At 47.6% G+C, this 17,160-nt stretch carries 16 protein-coding genes; 11 read left to right on the top strand and 5 right to left on the bottom strand.

The annotated features are described in order from the left end of the window. Positions 1 to 17: 17 nt before the first annotated feature. Positions 18 to 491 (bottom strand): acetolactate synthase small subunit, encoded by a 474-nt coding sequence (ilvN, locus tag DW677_RS00995; RefSeq protein ID WP_015555091.1) that lies wholly within the window; start codon positions 489 to 491, stop codon positions 18 to 20. Between the two features lie 12 nt (positions 492 to 503). Further along, a complete protein-coding gene (gene ilvB / locus DW677_RS00990; RefSeq protein ID WP_117566307.1) occupies positions 504 to 2,126 on the bottom strand; it encodes a biosynthetic-type acetolactate synthase large subunit in 1,623 nt (540 codons plus the stop codon). Between the two features lie 364 nt (positions 2,127 to 2,490). Here ilvB and DW677_RS00985 point away from each other — a divergent pair, with 364 nt between their 5' ends. After that, a complete protein-coding gene (locus tag DW677_RS00985; RefSeq protein ID WP_117566306.1) occupies positions 2,491 to 3,180 on the top strand; it encodes a hypothetical protein in 690 nt (229 codons plus the stop codon). Between the two features lie 201 nt (positions 3,181 to 3,381). Continuing rightward, entirely contained in the window at positions 3,382 to 3,615 is a 234-nt protein-coding gene (locus DW677_RS00980) for a hypothetical protein (protein WP_117471062.1), read from the top strand. A 287-nt stretch (positions 3,616 to 3,902) separates the two neighbouring features. Here the strand turns inward: DW677_RS00980 and DW677_RS00975 are convergent, their stop codons facing one another. Next, positions 3,903 to 4,286, bottom strand: a complete 384-nt coding sequence (locus DW677_RS00975; protein ID WP_117471063.1) for a metal-dependent transcriptional regulator — start codon at positions 4,284 to 4,286, stop codon at positions 3,903 to 3,905. A 400-nt stretch (positions 4,287 to 4,686) separates the two neighbouring features. Here DW677_RS00975 and DW677_RS00970 point away from each other — a divergent pair, with 400 nt between their 5' ends. From DW677_RS00970 to DW677_RS00960, 3 genes are all read left to right on the top strand, one after another. Then, positions 4,687 to 4,968 carry a DUF2325 domain-containing protein gene (locus tag DW677_RS00970; protein WP_015555087.1) on the top strand — a complete coding sequence of 94 codons (282 nt, stop codon included), beginning with the start codon at positions 4,687 to 4,689 and terminating at the stop codon, positions 4,966 to 4,968. A gap of 135 nt (positions 4,969 to 5,103) precedes the next feature. Further along, positions 5,104 to 5,691 (top strand): DUF3793 family protein, encoded by a 588-nt coding sequence (locus DW677_RS00965; protein ID WP_117471064.1) that lies wholly within the window; start codon positions 5,104 to 5,106, stop codon positions 5,689 to 5,691. An 83-nt stretch (positions 5,692 to 5,774) separates the two neighbouring features. After that, positions 5,775 to 6,209, top strand: a complete 435-nt coding sequence (locus tag DW677_RS00960; protein WP_015555085.1) for a flavodoxin — start codon at positions 5,775 to 5,777, stop codon at positions 6,207 to 6,209. A 363-nt stretch (positions 6,210 to 6,572) separates the two neighbouring features. Here the strand turns inward: DW677_RS00960 and DW677_RS00955 are convergent, their stop codons facing one another. Beyond that, a complete protein-coding gene (locus tag DW677_RS00955; protein ID WP_117471065.1) occupies positions 6,573 to 7,883 on the bottom strand; it encodes a hypothetical protein in 1,311 nt (436 codons plus the stop codon). Positions 7,884 to 8,299: 416 nt separating this feature from the next. Here DW677_RS00955 and gdhA point away from each other — a divergent pair, with 416 nt between their 5' ends. From gdhA to DW677_RS00935, 4 genes are all read left to right on the top strand, one after another. Further along, positions 8,300 to 9,652, top strand: coding sequence for an NADP-specific glutamate dehydrogenase (gdhA, locus tag DW677_RS00950; protein ID WP_117471066.1), 1,353 nt, complete (start codon positions 8,300 to 8,302; stop codon positions 9,650 to 9,652). Between the two features lie 293 nt (positions 9,653 to 9,945). Further along, positions 9,946 to 10,890: a D-2-hydroxyacid dehydrogenase gene (locus DW677_RS00945; RefSeq protein WP_015555082.1), complete on the top strand. Its 945-nt coding sequence runs from the start codon at positions 9,946 to 9,948 to the stop codon at positions 10,888 to 10,890. 82 nt (positions 10,891 to 10,972) lie between these two features. Beyond that, positions 10,973 to 12,154, top strand: a complete 1,182-nt coding sequence (locus DW677_RS00940) for an amidohydrolase (RefSeq protein ID WP_117485802.1) — start codon at positions 10,973 to 10,975, stop codon at positions 12,152 to 12,154. Positions 12,155 to 12,299: 145 nt separating this feature from the next. Next, on the top strand, positions 12,300 to 13,043 hold the full coding sequence (locus tag DW677_RS00935; RefSeq protein ID WP_117471068.1) for a zinc ribbon domain-containing protein: 744 nt from the start codon (positions 12,300 to 12,302) through the stop codon (positions 13,041 to 13,043). An 81-nt stretch (positions 13,044 to 13,124) separates the two neighbouring features. On the opposite strand, the gene DW677_RS00930 is transcribed toward DW677_RS00935, so the two are convergent. After that, the gene (locus tag DW677_RS00930; protein WP_117471069.1) at positions 13,125 to 14,558 is read right to left on the bottom strand and encodes an amino acid permease; all 1,434 of its coding nucleotides are present in this window, start codon (positions 14,556 to 14,558) and stop codon (positions 13,125 to 13,127) included. Positions 14,559 to 15,045: 487 nt separating this feature from the next. Between DW677_RS00930 and DW677_RS00925 the strand changes: the two genes are divergently transcribed. Further along, positions 15,046 to 16,353, top strand: a complete 1,308-nt coding sequence (locus DW677_RS00925) for a putative ABC transporter permease (protein ID WP_117485800.1) — start codon at positions 15,046 to 15,048, stop codon at positions 16,351 to 16,353. A 75-nt stretch (positions 16,354 to 16,428) separates the two neighbouring features. Beyond that, entirely contained in the window at positions 16,429 to 17,157 is a 729-nt protein-coding gene (locus DW677_RS00920) for a purine-nucleoside phosphorylase (protein ID WP_117471071.1), read from the top strand. Positions 17,158 to 17,160: the final 3 nt, after the last annotated feature.

Below are 17,160 nucleotides of genomic sequence, written 5' to 3'. Positions count from 1 at the left end.
CATTCTTTTTTATGAGATCAGTCTTTCGCCATACAGATCGTACCTGTTCTCTGGAGCTCCAGAATACCAAAGCTTCTTACCAGTTCAATAAAGTCTGTGAGAACATCCGGTGCGGCATGGAACTCAATGACCATACTCTTCGGGGAGACGTGGACGATCTTGGCGCCCATGACGCTGCAGAGCTCGATCAGGGAGCTGCGGTTCGTTGCGGAGTAGGAGACCTTGATGAGCATCAGCTCGTGAAGTACACTGCGGGTTTCTTCAAGGCGGCGGACTTTGATCACGTCCAGCTTCTTGTTTAAGTGTTTCTCAATCTGATCGACGGTACGTTGGTCGCCGGTGGAGACGATGGTCATGCTGGAAATATCATGGCGTTCCGTCTCGCCCACGGCCAGACTGTCGATGTTGAAGCCTCTTCTCGCGAAAAGACCGGATATCTGGGAGAGAACACCGTCTTTATTTTCTACAAGTACAGAAAAAATACCTTTCATCTTGCGTTCTCCTTATTTTGTGTTGTTGTGGCTGTCGACTTCGCAGACCATGATGCAGGCGTTATCGCAGGCAAGGAAACGGTCGAGTTCCGCGTCGAGAGTCTCGTTGCTGTCGCAGTGGAAGTAGTCCATATCGTAGGCAGCGGCGATTTTGGCATATTTCGGATAATCGTAGAGCTGGACACCGAAATAATGTTCCTCGTAAGTCTTTTCCTGATGCTCGCGGACGAGACCGAGATAGTGGTTTCTCATGACAAGGATCTTTATCGGAACCTTGTTTACTGCGATGGTTCCAAGTTCGTACATGGACATCTGGAAGGAACCGTCACCGCAGACAACAACGACCTGATTGTCCGGCGTACACATCTTCGCTCCGATTCCGGCCGGGATGGAGTAGCCCATGGTTCCCATACCGCCGCTTGTGAGGAAACGGCCGTTCTTCATCACATAGTTGTCGGCAGACCAGAGCTGGTTCTGTCCGACATCTGCAACATAGATCGCGTCATCGTCCATCTTCTCGGAGAGATGCTGGACTAAAAGCATCGGATTTACGAGTTTATCACTGAAGACACGGTGGTCTACCGTACTTTTTTTGATATCCTGAAGTGTCTCGATCCAGTTTGTGGTATCGATGGAAATATTCTCCTGTAGCAGGCGGTCGAAGATACTCTTGATATCACCGACAAGCGGGATCGTAGGTCCGAGGTTTTTGCCGATCTCGGCGGTATCGATATCGATGTGGATGATATTGACCTGCTGTTCCAGATTTTCCGGCTTGGGAACGGCACGGTCGGCGATCCTCGCGCCGGCAATGATCAGAAGGTCACTGTTTGCCACGGCACGGTTTGCATAGGGTTTTCCGTTATTTCCCAGCATTCCGAAGTACAGCGGGTGGTTTTTCGGCATAACGCCGATGCCCATCATCGTTGTTACAAGCGGGATATTGTTCTTCTCACAGAACTGGCGGACACACTCCTCACCGTTTCCGAGGATCACACCGCCGCCGGCACAGATCAGAGGCTTTTTCGCTTTATTGATCGCAGCAACTACTTTATGCATCTGCGGATTGTTTCCCTTTGTGTTTGGCTTGTATCCGCGGATATTGACCTCGGACGTGTAGTCGAAGGACTTCTTTAAGAGGTCGATCTGGACATCACACGGGATATCGATGAGGACCGGTCCTTTTCTTCCTGTGGAAGCGATGTAGAAAGCTTCCTTAAAGATGCGCGGAATATCGTCGGCGCTCTTTACAAGATAGCTGTATTTTACGAAGGATTCGGTGGAACCACGCATATCTGCTTCCTGAAATACGTCACGTCCTAAGAGATTGGAGTTTACCTGCCCGGTGATTGCGATTAACGGAATACTGTCGGCGTAGGCCGTTGCCAGCGCCGTGATCAGATTTGTCGCGCCAGGACCGGAAGATGTGACGCAGACTGCGGCCTTTCTGGAGATGCGGGCATAGCCGCTTGCGGCGTGTCCGGCCGCCTGCTCCTGACGGACAAGGACATGCTCGATGGTTCCGGCATTATATAAGGCCTCATAGAATGGGGAAATCGCAACACCCGGATATCCGAAGATCCTGGTTACGCCCTCCTCCTCGAGGCATTTGACCATAGCTTCTGCACCATTCATAATAACTTAAAATACCCCCTCAAGTAAGCGTTTAAAAGATGTCTGGGGGCAAAAAAATGATGATTTTGCCCTTTAAAATCTTTGAAGATAGTTAATAAGAATTATATCGCATACTGAGAGGGGATGTCAATGTGGAAAGGTGTGGATGTCCATGTATTTTGCCAGTGTTTTGCCGCTTTTTCATAAGAGAAGTGTAAGAGAGGATTCGTTGCATTTCGGGACAAGATAGGATATAATGAGATGTATGCGTAAAAAGGAAAAATGTGTTCGAAAGGAAAAGAACCCATGGAGGTCAGAAGCTGTGCTGCTTAAAAAGAAGTCAGTACAAAATGGAAACAAAAGGATCGTATAGAGGTGAATCACTATGAAAAAATCAATCAAGACAGCTATTTTCGCATGCGTCTTCGCGGTGGCTTTCCAGATTACGGCTTTTGCCGGATTTTCCTGGAGAGTTGAGAGCGCGGACAGCTCCTACGTGGGGACGACGAATGTGACTGTGACGAATACATCGGGAAAGAAAGAGGCGGAAGACGCGCCGATCGTGCGGAAGGGCGCGGTGGTGACGTTTACAGAGGCGGCTGCCAGCGCGACATATACCGTGAAGGCATATGACGGAATGGGAAATCCGATCAGGGATTTTAATGCGTCTCTTGGAACGATAAAAAAAGGTGGAACACTTCAGTATACACTGGACTGGAACGCGAGAAAATCCGAAGGAAAGTCTTCCTACACCGGACAGGCAGGCGTTTTTGAGATCCAGGCGAAGGATTCCGACGGAAAGACCTGGAGACAGAGATTCGTGATCAACAATGTCTGCGCATCGGGCGTTCTCTCCAATATGTATCTCTACAGCAAAGGCACGTTCTACCAGTGGAAGAGCAATTCCAAAGGCTGGTGGGTGGACAAGAAGTCCGGCGGATACCTCACAAACGCCTGGTTCCAGTCGCCGGTGAGCGGACTCTGGTACTATATGGGCGCCGATGGGTATATGCTGACGAACACGACGACACCGGACGGATATAAGGTGAACGCCAGTGGTGTGTGGGTGAAATAAATAGAGGTCCCGAGGAACTGATATTTTCTGTTTGTTGGACGAAAAATAATTTTACTTAATAGGAAAGATTCTCAATAAAGATATTCCATTTTCTTATAAAGAGAGTATGATGAAAGCAGTTAGAAATAACTAACATGCGGTCACGAAAAAGAATGCAGCCGCTTTAATAATACTCCTCCGGGAGGGAAATGGAGCAGAATCATGGGAAGATTTTATCAGCTTTCAAAGAAAATTTCGGAACAGGAAGTATCAGAGATCATGCGGGAAGTGCTGGAACTCCCGGAGATTAAAGATGCAGAGATCGTCGATGGCAAGGTCAGAGTTGAGACGAAGGACAATGTGTTTGCCGACGTGATGAGTACCGTTGTGAATATTTTCCGCCGTGTGGCAGGTGGATGTGAGCTGTCCTTTGTGGGATTTGCTTATAAAGATTGATCGGAAATCAAAATCTGAAATGTGAAAAGTGCAGGATCATGGACAAAGATAGTACATGGTCTCTGCGCTTTTTTCTGGCATAGAGAAGACCGTGCACGGCAGGTGCTGAAAGGATATTTGCATGAAAAGCCCTGTTCGGGTGACTTTCGTGAGTCTCCCAAAAATGCAGCACATTCAGCCTGATCTGCACATAAAAATAATGCTGGAAACACAAAAGATGTGTTCCCAACATTTTCAAGGGATCATCATAATAACGCTGAAACTGTTGGCAGATCGTTCCAGATGCATTAATTTTTCTCTTCGGAAGAATATTTTTTGATATGTTCTTTGATTGCAGCGAAGCTCTCCGCACTGATATCGTGTTCGATCCGGCATGCGTCGTCGAGAGCGGTCTGCTCGCTGACACCGAGGTCCATCAGCCATTTGGAGAGGGCTGTGTGGCGCTCGTAGATCGTTTCCGCGATCCGGCGGCCTTCATCGGTCAGTGTGATATGTCCCTCGTCATTTACCAAGATCAGGTTGTTGACCCGGAGATTCTTCATTGCGACGCTGACGCTGGGTTTGGAGAAGCCGAGCTCAGTTGCGATATCGATAGAACGCACATACGGCTGTTTTTCGCTTAACATTAAAATAGTCTCAAGATAGTTTTCAGCAGATTCCTGGATTTTCAAGTAATTACCCCCATATATCGTGTAACGTGGTTAGAAACTTTTCAGCGCATTGATGTACGAAAAGCCGTCATAAAAAAAACACAGCCGTGCAATAAGTTCAGCACAAGCCTGTAAACGCCGGAAAGTTATAACATTGTCCGTGATCATTATCAGTTAAACGGAACCTTGTTATTCTTCATTTTAGTATAGCATAATCCGTGAAATGAGTCAAAGTCTATTCTTCCTTTTGAGAAAAAATAACAGTAAATGGGGTGAGAGTTATTCTTATACAAAATAATTAGCTGCAACTAATATAATGGGAAAAACTCTCAATTACAGATATTGACAATGAAGTTAGTTTATGCTAACCTAGTAGCATCAGTTAGGCGGATCTAACCCTTGAGCAAAGGAGGAAAAATTCATGAGCGTTGTTATTATTGGCGGACATGACCGTATGGTCAGACAGTATAAAGAAATTTGTGAAAATCATAAATATAAAGCGAAAGTTTTTACCCAGATGAAGACAGGGCTTGATAAACTGATCGGAAGACCGGATCTTCTGATTCTGTTTACCAACACCGTATCCCACAAGATGGTGCGCTGCGTATTAGATGAGGTGGATGAGAACCGTACTGATATCGTCCGCTGTCATACAAGCAGCGGCACAGCGCTTGCTGAGATTCTTGAAAAGCACAGTGCATAAACCGGAACTGCCGGTGGGATAATGTGATGAGAAAACAGGCAATAATCCGGCAGACCTGCACATTTACTGTGATGACAGTAAGAAAGCACAGGCCGGAAGGCACGGAATCATTATGATGGAAAGGCGGTATGACGTATGAGCGAAGAGATCTTCGGGGTAGTACAGAAGCTCCCGGTCAATGGAACGAAGAAGCAGGTAGTTTTACAGTGTGCACCGCTTCTCACAGGCATCAAATTATCGAATCTTTTAAATGTGCGTGCAGATCAGAAAGAAGAAGTGTTCAAACTTTTTGAAGGATCACCGGTATGCTGCCGGGTTCTCTATGAATTCCGCGGCAGATTGTCGATCCTGCTTTACCGTCCGGGAATGCTCAGGGCATACCTGGAACGGGAGGATGTAAAACGGTTAATGGCGTCCTTCGGATATGAGGACCTAGGTCTTGAGGAAACTTTGGACCGCATCGCGGAAGGTTATCAGGAGCACATGGACGGAAAACTGGGATTCCCCCATGAGATCGGTCTTGTTCTCGGGTATCCGCCAGTGGATGTAGAGGGATTCATTAAGAAGGGCGGCAGAGATTTTCTATATTCCGGATATTGGAAAGTGTATGGAAACCTGGAAGATGCGTTAAAGACATTTGAGGCATATGACCGGGCGAGAGATTATGTGATCTCCATGACCGGAAACGGAAACGAAATCAGGGATATCCTGGCGGCATCCTAAGTACCGCCGGTTCCAATAATAAAAAAGCGGTGGACGGCGAGGTCCGGATTACCGCAAAACAAATTTCAGGAGGAAATAAAAAAATGGATAAGGTTATTGTTGCATACTGGTCTCAGACAGGAAATACAGCTGCTATGGCTGCAGCCATCGGCGAGGGAATCACAGAAGCAGGTAAGGAAGCTGTTGTTACAGACATCTCTTCCGTATCTATGGATGATTTACAGGCAGCATCCGCATTCGCACTTGGATGCCCGGCAATGGGAGCTGAGGTTCTTGAGGAAGGCGAGATGGAGCCGTTTGTAACTGAGGTTGAGGCATTTGCATCCGGCAAGAAGATCGGTCTGTTCGGTTCCTACGGCTGGGGAGACGGTCAGTGGATGAGAGACTGGGAAGACAGAATGAAAGCTGCTGGCGCTACGGTTGTAGGCGGCGAGGGTGTTATCTGCCAGGAAACTCCGGATGATGAGGCTCTTGAGAACTGCAAGGCACTTGGAAAAGAGCTTGCTGCATTAGCATAAGATATATTTAAAGTAACTGTTCAGTAGGTCTGCGCACTTGCTGCGCTGACCGTAAGAAAACATAGGCTGGAGGGCAAAAATCCCATCAGCGAAGCTGATCTGGAATGGATTTTTGCATGTAACTATGAAGGTACTGAATAGTTACTATTTAAATAAGAATGTTCTGACATAAACATAAAAGATGCCGCCGGGAAAGGATGCAGTCCCGGCGGCGTTTTTTATGGTGCTATATGTCTGAAAGAAGCTGCTGATCATCACGAGTGACCACTTCAGCGCAAAAATGTACTTTGACATACTCTTACAGGTGATACAAAAGACCGCACCCCGCATGAAATGTGGCGGAGCGTGGTCTTTTATAATAGCCTAGAAGAATGTCCGTATAAAGTTGTTCTTGCAGAACCGGTACTGTCTCGTCGGCCGTCCTTTGCCTTCCTGCTTCTGGGATTCGATCTCTTCTATTAAATTGGAATCCAGAAGCTGCTGTAAAATACGGTTGCAGCTGCGGCTCGTGATGTTGAGCCACTGGGACAGGGAGGCGGCTGTCATGATCGTGTCCTTATCCATCTGAAAGAGACCGACGATCTTTAAGAGATTGCTCTCATTGATCCCATTGCTCTGGGAATAGTCCAGCGCTTTTGTGTTGGAATAGCTGTAATTTAAGGATCTCGTAAGAGAGAGCGGGCCGGTGAGGGCATTGTCCTCGCCGGAGATGACAAAACCGTCATTCTTTCCGTATTTGACAGCCTCCTGCAGGGCAAGATCTGCCTGATAATGACTCTCACCGAGAGATTTTCCGAATCCGGCGCCGAGACGGAATTCCAGATCGCCTTTCTGATCCAGAAAAGCGATGAGATCCTGGATACGGCTGAAGCTGCTCTTGTAGAGATCACTGTCGAGATCCAGCTCAAACCGGTTGGAGACTGCGTGAAGTGAGAAATCGTACGCGTACTCTTTTCGGAAATCAAGAAGATATTTGTGAAGGGTGATCTCCAGATATTCCCGGTCCTGTGAGGAGATATTATCCGGATAGACGAGCTTTATGAGGATCACGAGCTTGTTGAGCTGGTTCTTCTGTTTTAAGCGGATAGAATTGATTGCGTGCCGGATGGAATCGCGGACCATCTCCTCCGTGGGGAGAAAGTGGATATAGGGGATCTGAAGCTTGTTGAGAACCTCCAGCTGGTTTGTGGTCCGCGTGAACATCATGTCGATCTTTTTACTTTCCCAGAGCTCCACAGCCCGCTCTTTTAAGGTTTCATAGTTATAGACAGGATTTTCAAAGCAGTAAGGCATATGTTCCGGATCCAGATATTTCTTTAAATTCATAAAATCATTTACCGGAGTCAGAAAATCAATATAGAGTCTGTTTAGCGGAACATCCGGGTAATGGATTACAAAATTTAACAGGATGGACAGCAGAGTCTTTTCAGTATAGGAGATAAAGGTACATGGGACCTTCAGATCATCCACATGGGTCAGAATATAGGAGTAACCAAGTTCCCCGGAGAAAAACAGCACATCGGAGATGTCCTTACACTGTTCGTATATGTCTTTAATTTCTTCCAGATTTTCGTAAACGTACCTGTGAAATACACATCCAAAGTCGTTGTGTTCGATCGCTTTATCGATGACAGCCATTGATTTTAAAGGACTTATGATACTGATGCTGATCATGGCCGAACCTCCCTTTTTTTATATAAGGACATGCTATTAATGACAGGCATGTCGATAAATCAGCTTTTATAAGAATCGTACCACAGATTGTTGACAAAGTCAAAAGGGTATGTTAGAATAAAGACAAATAAAGGACGTAAGCAAAATGAGTCCCAAATAGATCAAGAGATTTGTAAGATTTGTATTGAGGGAAATGCGAAAGCTTCCAAATCGCGAGATACAGCGAGAAATCCTGTATACATAGTGAAAAACAACGTATTATATATGATATTTAAACTATATATACAAAAGATACAAAAGCTTTCTCGGAGATCCAATTAAGGACTTGATTTGGGATTCATGAGCAGGAAAAGTCTTTTATTGGTGCAAAATGGCACAGGGGTTTAAGAACCAACATTTAAGGAGGTATTTGCGAGATGAGCAAGTATGTTGAGAGGGTAATTGAGGACGTAAAGACTAAATATGCTAACGAGCCGGAGTTCTGCCAGACTGTAGAAGAAGTATTATCTTCCTTAGGTCCGGTTGTAGATGCACATCCGGAGTATGAGAAGGTTGCCCTTCTTGAGAGAATGGTAATCCCGGAGAGAGTTATCGAGTTCCGTGTTCCGTGGGAGGATGACAACGGAAACATTCATGTAAATACAGGTTACCGTGTACAGTTCAACGGAGCAATTGGACCGTACAAGGGAGGTTTAAGATTCGCACCGAGCGTAAACCTTTCCATCATGAAATTCTTAGGTTTCGAGCAGACATTCAAAGACAGCTTAACAACACTTCCGATCGGCGGCGCTAAGGGTGGTTCCGACTTTGATCCGAACGGCAAGAGCGATAGAGAAGTTATGAGATTCTGCCAGTCCTTCATGACAGAGTTATATCGTCACATCGGTCCGGATGTCGATGTTCCGGCTGGTGACCTTGGTGTTGGCGGACGTGAGATCGGTTATCTGTTCGGTCAGTACAGAAAACTCAGAGGTGCTTACGAGAACGGCGTATTAACAGGTAAGGCTCGTTCCTTCGGTGGTTCCTTAATTCGTCCGGAAGCTACTGGTTTCGGTGCTGTTTACTACCTTGACGCTGTTATGAAACATGAGCATGATACATTACAGGGCAAGACAGTTGCAGTTGCTGGTTTCGGTAACGTAGCTTGGGGCGTTGTACAGAAATTAGCTGAGTTAGGTGCTAAGGCTGTTACACTTTCTGGCCCGGATGGATACATCTACGATCCGGATGGAATTACAACAAAAGAGAAATTCGACTTCATGCTTGAGATGAGAGCTTCTGGACGTAACAAAGTTCAGGACTACGCTGATAAGTTCGGTTGCAAGTTCGTAGCTGGAGACAAGCCGTGGGGCGAGAAAGTTGATATCATCATGCCGTGTGCTACACAGAACGATGTAGACCTTACACAGGCTAAGAGAATCGTTGCTAACAACATCAAGTACTACATCGAAGTTGCTAACATGCCGACAACAAACGAAGCTCTTAGATTCTTAATGGATCAGAAGAACATGGTTGTTGCTCCGTCTAAGGCTGTTAACGCTGGTGGTGTTCTTGTATCCGCTCTTGAGATGAGCCAGAACAGCGAGAGAATCTCCTGGACAGCTGAAGAAGTTGATTCTAAACTTCATCACATCATGACAGAGATCCACGATGGTTCTGCTGAGTGTGCTGAGAGATATGGTCTTGGCTACAACCTGGTTGCAGGTGCTAACATGGTTGGCTTCCAGAAGGTTGCAGATGCTATGATGGCTCAGGGTATCGCTTGGTAGTTTGAAGCGAGCCTCAAATATGACAGCTTCCGATTTGCGAAAACTGCATAAAGAGCATTAGGTTCTGAATATTGGGGATGCTGTCGGGGAGTGTGTCCGACGGCATCCCTTTTAAGTTGTTGGCGTCTGCGAGAGGGCGTTGACGGCATGACGGCTATTAAGAAAATAAATCATATTCGCGAAAATACTTTACAAAATTAGTTTGGTTTTGTAAAATATAATGAGAGCAGGGAAATCCCTGTTCACTGAGGGTTTGGGGAATAATTTCATTTCTTGAAAGGAGAACTTTTATTATGAATTGCCTTATCATTGACAAAGTATGGGGTGGTATCGCTGAGGAACTCAGCAAATGCATGAATGTTAAAACAGCTGACAATCTTCCGTCCAGCAAAGAGCAGCTTATCGCAGAGATCGGTGATGTTGATGTCCTGATCATGCGTGTGGACCCGAAGATCGACAAAGAGATCCTCGACGCAGCTAAGAACTTAAAGGTTATCGGCGTTTGCTCCGTTGGTTTAAACCATATCGATATGGAATATGCGAAATCCAAAGGAATTCAGGTATTCAACGCACCGGGCTTAAATGCAAACGCAGTAGCAGAGTTAACAATCTCCAAGATGTTAGATATCTCCCGTGGAACCTTTACAGCAAACTACGATGTAAAATATAACCATGAGTGGGATAAGTACAAATTCGAAGGCCGTGAGTTAAGAGGAAAGACTCTTGGTATCATGGGATTCGGCCGTATCGGTCAGCGTGTAGGCGAGCTTGGCCGTGCATTCAAGATGAACATCGTTGCTTACGATCCGTTCCTTCCGGACGACGTATTTAAGCAGCAGTGCGCAACAAAGGCTTCTATCGACGAGCTGATCAAGGTTGCTGATTTCATCTCCATCCATGTACCGCTGACACCGGAGACAAAGAATCTCTTCAATAAGAAATCCATCGCTGAGATGAAAGACGGCGCTGTTGTTCTTAACATGAGCCGTGGCGGTATCGTAAACGAGGCTGATATGTATGAAGCTCTGAAAGAGGGCAGAATCGGCGGCTACGCAGCAGACGTTATGGAGAACGAGCTTGCAGGCAGCGGCTTAACAGGTAATGATACATTCGCAAGCCCGCTGTTCGAGTGCGATAACTTCATCGTATCCCCGCACATCGGCGCTCAGTCTGTAGATGCTTCTAAGGACATCGGTGTTCATATCGTTGCTAAAGTTAAAGAGGCTCTTGGTTTATAATTCAGAGAACTCAGAAGAACCCGGAGACGGACTGTCGCCGGGTTCTTTTCATTAAGACTTCAAAAATAAGGAGGACATAAAAATGGGCACAATTACGGAGTCAGCAAAGGCTTTCATGCCGAAATTATCTGAAATCAGAAGAGATTTTCACATGCACCCGGAGGTTTCCCAGCATGAGGAAAGAACCGGAAAGAAGGTAGCAGAGTATCTGAAGGAGATGGGATGCGACGAAGTATATGAAAATGTCGGCGGATACGGTGTAGTCGGAGTTATCAAGGGAAAGAAACCGGGTAAAGTCGTTGCTCTCCGTGCGGATATGGACGCATTACAGATCCAGGAGATGAATGAGGTTCCTTATAAGTCCCAGAATGACGGTGTTATGCATGCCTGCGGACATGACAACCACATGACGGGTCTTCTTGGTGCTGCAATGCTTCTCTGCGAGAGAAGAGAAGAGATCGCCGGAACGGTGAAACTGATCTTCCAGCCTGCGGAGGAGATGTCTCCGGTTGGCGGATCCAGAGGAATGCTCCATTCCGGATATATGGATGATGTGGAAGCTGTATTCGGTCTTCATGTATGGCCGGATCTTCCGCACGGCAAGATCGGGGTGAAGGCAGGCCCGTTAATGGCTGCAACAGACCACTTTACGATCAATATCCATGGTAAGACTGCCCATGGCGCAAAACCGAATCAGGGTATTGACGCTGTTGTTCTCGGTTCCCAGTTCGTTATGGCCGCACAGACCATCGTCAGCAGAAAAGTTGATCCGCTTGACAATGCTGTTGTGACATTCGGTATTTTTAACGCAGGAACAAGATACAACATTATCGCAGGTGACTGTACACTGGACGGAACCGTTCGTACATTAAATGAGGACACCCGCGCGATGATCGAGGATTCCATGAGAAAGACTCTCGATGGTCTCTGCTTACAGTCCGGCGCAACTGCTGATATCAACTATGGTCATGGCTATCCGGCACTTGTAAATCATGAGGAGGACGCTGAGCTGATCCGCAATACAGCAATCAAGCTTTTCGGCAAAGATGATGTTGTGGATGTAAAACTCCCGGCAATGCCGGCGGAGGACTTCTCCTTCTATCTGAAAGAGAAGAAGGGCGCATTTGTATGGCTCGGCACCGCAAAACCGGAGCAGGATCCGGTATGGCCGCTGCATAACAGCCGTTTCGATGTGGACGAGGATATCCTCTGGAGAGGTTCTTCCCTGTTAGCACAGACTGCGATCGATTATTTAAATAAATAATGGATGATCCTGGGGCGGCGGTTGGAGTAGAACTCCGGCTGGTCGCCCTGTTTTGTCTATGTGGTCAGCAGTTGAAAATACATGGTGAAACCACGATAACGAAAGGGGTCCGTTTGGAGGATTCCTTACAGCAGGAGGAAACGATATGACAGCAGGAAACGCGATCCTCATCGTCGCGATCGTGACTGGGCTGGGTCTGATCGGAGCTCTCTTTTTTGTGATGTTTAAGATCCGGCAGATTTCGCGGGAATTTTTCGGAACCTCGAGTCTGATCGAAGGGCTGAAACGTCAGGAAGCGCTGGAGGACGATACACCGAAGTCGGTGTCCGGAATGACGAGGGTGGAACTTCCGCGGATTGAGAAGGATTTCCCGGAATTTCACTGGCCGGAGTGGAAACAGAGGTGTGAGAATCAGTTAAAGGGCTATCTGGAGGCACTGGAACACCAGGATCTCTCTTATCTCGGAAAGGTGTCTGTGTCCTTAAAGGATCAGGTGCGGCTGAAGATCGAGGAGATGGAGGAGAAGGAGATCCGGGAAGAATTTGACGCGATCCATGTCCATCAGACGGAGATCTCCAGATACGACAAAGATCCGGGAAAATGCCGGATCCGGATCCAGTCCGCGGTGGAGTACCTGCACACATTAAAGACGCCGGATAAAAAGAAAAATGTGGAGCAGGAAAAAGAACAGCACCGCTTCAATATGGAGCTGGTCTACATCCAGGATATCACAAAGATACGCGCTGGCGAGACTGCTATTGGTGTCAATTGTCCCCACTGCGGCGCACCGATTGCCGGTCTTGGCGATCGCGTCTGCCCATACTGCGGCGGCGCCGTGGAACCGGTGAATGTGAGAGTGTGGGAGTTGCATCGGATCGAGGAAGTGTAAATTGAAATGAACTGAAAAAAACTCTGGAATTCTGATATTTTTGATCAGAATACTCCAGAGTCTTTTTGTCATTGAAATAAATTATTTTGCCTTTGCAACTTCCCGCTTTTTGATCTCCGGTAAGATCAGACCAAGTGCTGTGAGCACTACCGGTGTGATTACATTTAATGCTGTGGAAGCGATATCGCCTTCAACATACATTCCGAGGAGACAGCAAGCTGCGGTTACGAAGAAGCACCAGCCGCCTGCAACAAGGGCAATTGTCTGGTTCTTTGTAAATTTGTACTCCGGGTTGAACTTGTTGAGGGATTTTCTGAGAGCAATGTATGCTGCGAATACCCACAAGTAACGAAGCGGCATGGTTACAGAATTCAGTTTGTTTAACTGAGTCAGAACGGATGCAGCACCCGGTACGAAGGACTGGATCAGGATGATGCTGCCGGATAAGCAGATAACCATCTTGATACCGTTGATGTATGCGCCATGCTCATTCTTCTTTAAGAGGCCGGACGGAACGAACTGTCTTGCATCCTCGTTGTCAAGAAGTATACGAAGCGGAGCGTCGATACTTAATACAAGTGTGGAGAACTGACCGATGGCGTTGCATGCTGCGTAGATAACGAGCAGGAGGTTGCCAACATGATAGTACTCACCGAGCTTCTGGAAGGACCAGTAAGCGCCGTTGGAAACGTAGGACTTGAAGCTGTCTGTGCTCTCGTTGATGACAGCCGGATCAAACATCATGCCCATCGCGATACTTCCGAGGATCGCGCAGACCATAACCATAACGGCTAACATGATCATACCCTTCGGGAATCCCTTGGACGGATCTTTTACCTTATTTACATAAGGGGAGATCTTCTCGCATCCGCCGACTGCGAATACAAGGATGGAGAGGGATGTGAAGTAGTTCACGTTGAACTGCGGAATCAGACCTTTTACTGTGTAATCAGCAGAAACGAAACCGCCGTTCGGGTTGATTGCCGGAGCTGCGAACATCATTAAGATGAACAGGATGGACATTACGAACATACTGGAACCAGCGATCGTTGCTAATTTCTTTAACGGGTTTAAGCCGCGGCTTGCAACCCAGCAGAAGAACAGGAAGACAGCGAGTGTTGCCATCTGTACAGCGATCGTCGGGAATGTGTCGTAAGTGGAGCCATTCTGGAATACCATCCAGCTTAATGCCTTTAATCCGCCGCTTCCTTTACTTGCGATGTAAGTTACATGGCAAGCCCAGTAAGTCCAGCCAGCGTAATAAGCGCATTTCGGGCCGATCGTTTCGTGGATCCAGGAGCTGACGCCGCCGCCGGACTGCTTGAAAGCGGAGCCGAGCTCACCTACCATCAGGGCATAAGGCACGAAATAGAGAGCGAACATCAGAACCCAGCTGAAGATTACCTGTACTCCGTTGAAGTAAACGAAGCCATTCAGCACGTTTCCGAATCCCCAAACCGTGGAGAATGCCATGAAGGCCAGGGTGTACCAGTCGATTTTCTTGGTGTTTTCCATAAGAAACCTTCCTTTGATATAAAATTGTATTTGTCCGCGTAACACGAACTTATTTAGTATAACATATAATTATGGAAATATGAACAATTTATTATGAGAAAAAAATTGGAAATCAATTAAGAAAATTTGGTAGAAATCCATAAAAATGCAGAAAAAGGTCAGGTTGAAAATGTTTTCTAAAGAAGGGGGAAAGAGGAGAGAAAAATGAAACGGACGAGGGATTGGGGCAGCGGTTTGGGAACATGAATGGAAAACAGATGTCCTTATTTAAATAGGAAAACTTTGAAAAAACGAAATAAAAGAAACATATTCTATATGAAGAAGAAATGTGGTAAAATATCTGGATACATGCTCTGCTTTTTATAGAAGCAGGATGGAAAATAAGGGAATGAAAAAGCGGAGGACAGTATTCCGGGGAACAGATGCAAAAATGAGGCAATGCTTCCGGGAAAACAAAAGAAAAATCAGGAGAGGATAGGTACAAAATATGGGGTATACAGGATTTGAGCGACTGTGGCTGTTCTTTGCGTTCAGCTTTTTCGGCTGGGTCCTCGAGACGGTGACAGCGGCAGTGCGGCAGAGACGGTTTGTAAACAGAGGGCTCGTGAATGGGCCGTTCTGCGTGCTTTACGGTATTACGGGAACCGCGATGCTTGTTGTCTGCCGGGAACTGCATGGAATCTGGCTGTTTCTCGGCAGTATGATCTTTTCGACTCTGGCGGAGTGGATCGCTGGCCATGTGCTCGAGAGGATGTACCATGAGCGGTGGTGGGATTATTCCCACATGAAATGGAACCTGGACGGATATATCTGTGTGCCGGTGTCTATCGTATGGGGCGTTCTTGGCGCCGCTACGATGCGGTGGGGCGCACCGGTCCTGGTGCGGGTATTCCGGATGCTCCCGCGGACTCCGGGGCATCTGATCGTGTGGATTCTGGCGGCTGTGCTGGCGATGGATGTCACGGCGACCTTATGTATCTTATCCGGCAGAAGCCGCAGGATCCGCCAGTGGGAAGGCGTGGATTCCTGGCTCACAGGTGTGAGCTCAAGGCTTGAGCGGAAGATCTATGGCTGGGTGGACCGCCGTATCCAGAACGCCTACCCGGAGGCGGTATACCGGGAGGAGCTCCAGGCGGAGGCTGAGCAGAGAAAGACGATATTCGCCTACGGCCTTTGTTTTTACAAGATCGCGCTGCTTCTGGTAGTCGGCGCGTTCCTCGGAGATATCGTGGAGACGATCTTCTGCCGGGTGACGGCGGGCGTGTGGATGAGCCGCAGCAGCTTTGTCTGGGGACCGTTCAGCATCGTCTGGGGCGTGGCCCTGGCTGCGGCGACGATGCTGCTGTACCGCTACCGGAAGTATTCCGACCGGTTCCTGTTCTTTATGGGAACATTCCTCGGCGGTGCCTATGAGTATACCTGCAGCGTTTTGACAGAAATGCTCTTTGGAAAAGTTTTCTGGGACTACAGTAAGATTCCGTTTAACCTTGGCGGGCGGATCAATCTTTTGTATTGCTTTTTCTGGGGAATTGCGGCTGTGGCATGGATCAAGGGTATCTACCCGGTAATGTCCGCCTGGATCGAGAAGATTCCGATAAACTTCGGAAAGGCAGCGACATGGCTTCTCCTGATATTTTTCTGCGTGGACATGGCGGTCTCCGGGCTGGCCCTTGTGCGAAGCAGTGAGAGGGAAAAGGGAATCCCAGCGGATTCCGCTTGGCAGCAGGTGATGGATGAGCATTATGGGGATGAGGTGCTGAAAAAGATCTATCCGAATGCGCTGAAAGTGGAGTAACCATGGTTTCCGGCAGACAATCCGGTGAAATTATGGTAGGATATACATATGAAAGAAAAAGGAGCGTGAATACAGATGACGATGCATAATCATGCCGAAGTCGGCGAAATTTCTGAGCGGATCGTCCTGGTAGGAGATCCGAACCGGGCGAAGTATATCGCGGAACATTATCTGGAAGATGCGGTGCTTGTGAATGATGTGCGGTGTGCGTACTGCTATACGGGAATGTTTGAGGGAGTACGGGTATCTGTGATGGCAGTCGGAATGGGCGGACCGTCCATGCTGATCTACGCCACGGAGCTCTGCAGGGATTATGGCTGTAAGATCCTGGTGCGTGCAGGTACCTCCGGCGGCTATCAGGACGATATGAAAAACTTCGATATCGTCCTGTCCCAGGCGGTCAGCACCACCAGCGGAATCAACGACAACATGTTCAACGGACATTTCTCACCGGTGGCAGATTTCGGGCTTTTGAGCACCGCGAAACGCATTGCGGATGAGGAACATCTCGTGACGTACGTGGGCGGAACGGTCTGCAACGACAGACTTTACCGCGACGAAAATTATAAGTCGAAGATGTGGAAGAAGTACGGTATGCTGTGCTCTGAACAGGAGGGCTGCGCATTTTATACGGCGGCAGCAGAGTTTGGATGCCGGGCTCTGATGATGGTGGGAATCACAACAGGAATCCGCTATGACGAGAACGGACAGGAGATCTTTGTGGACCTTCCAGAGCGGGAACATGCCCAGTCCATGGATGATCTGGTACGGCTGGCGCTTAAGACGGCGGCACATGCGGAGTAGAGA

Source organism: Clostridium sp. AM25-23AC, assembly GCF_003435125.1.
GTDB lineage: Bacteria > Bacillota > Clostridia > Lachnospirales > Lachnospiraceae > Pilosibacter > Pilosibacter fragilis.
Note: the sequence above shows the minus strand (reverse complement) of the source record. Positions and strands in the feature narration are given on the sequence as shown.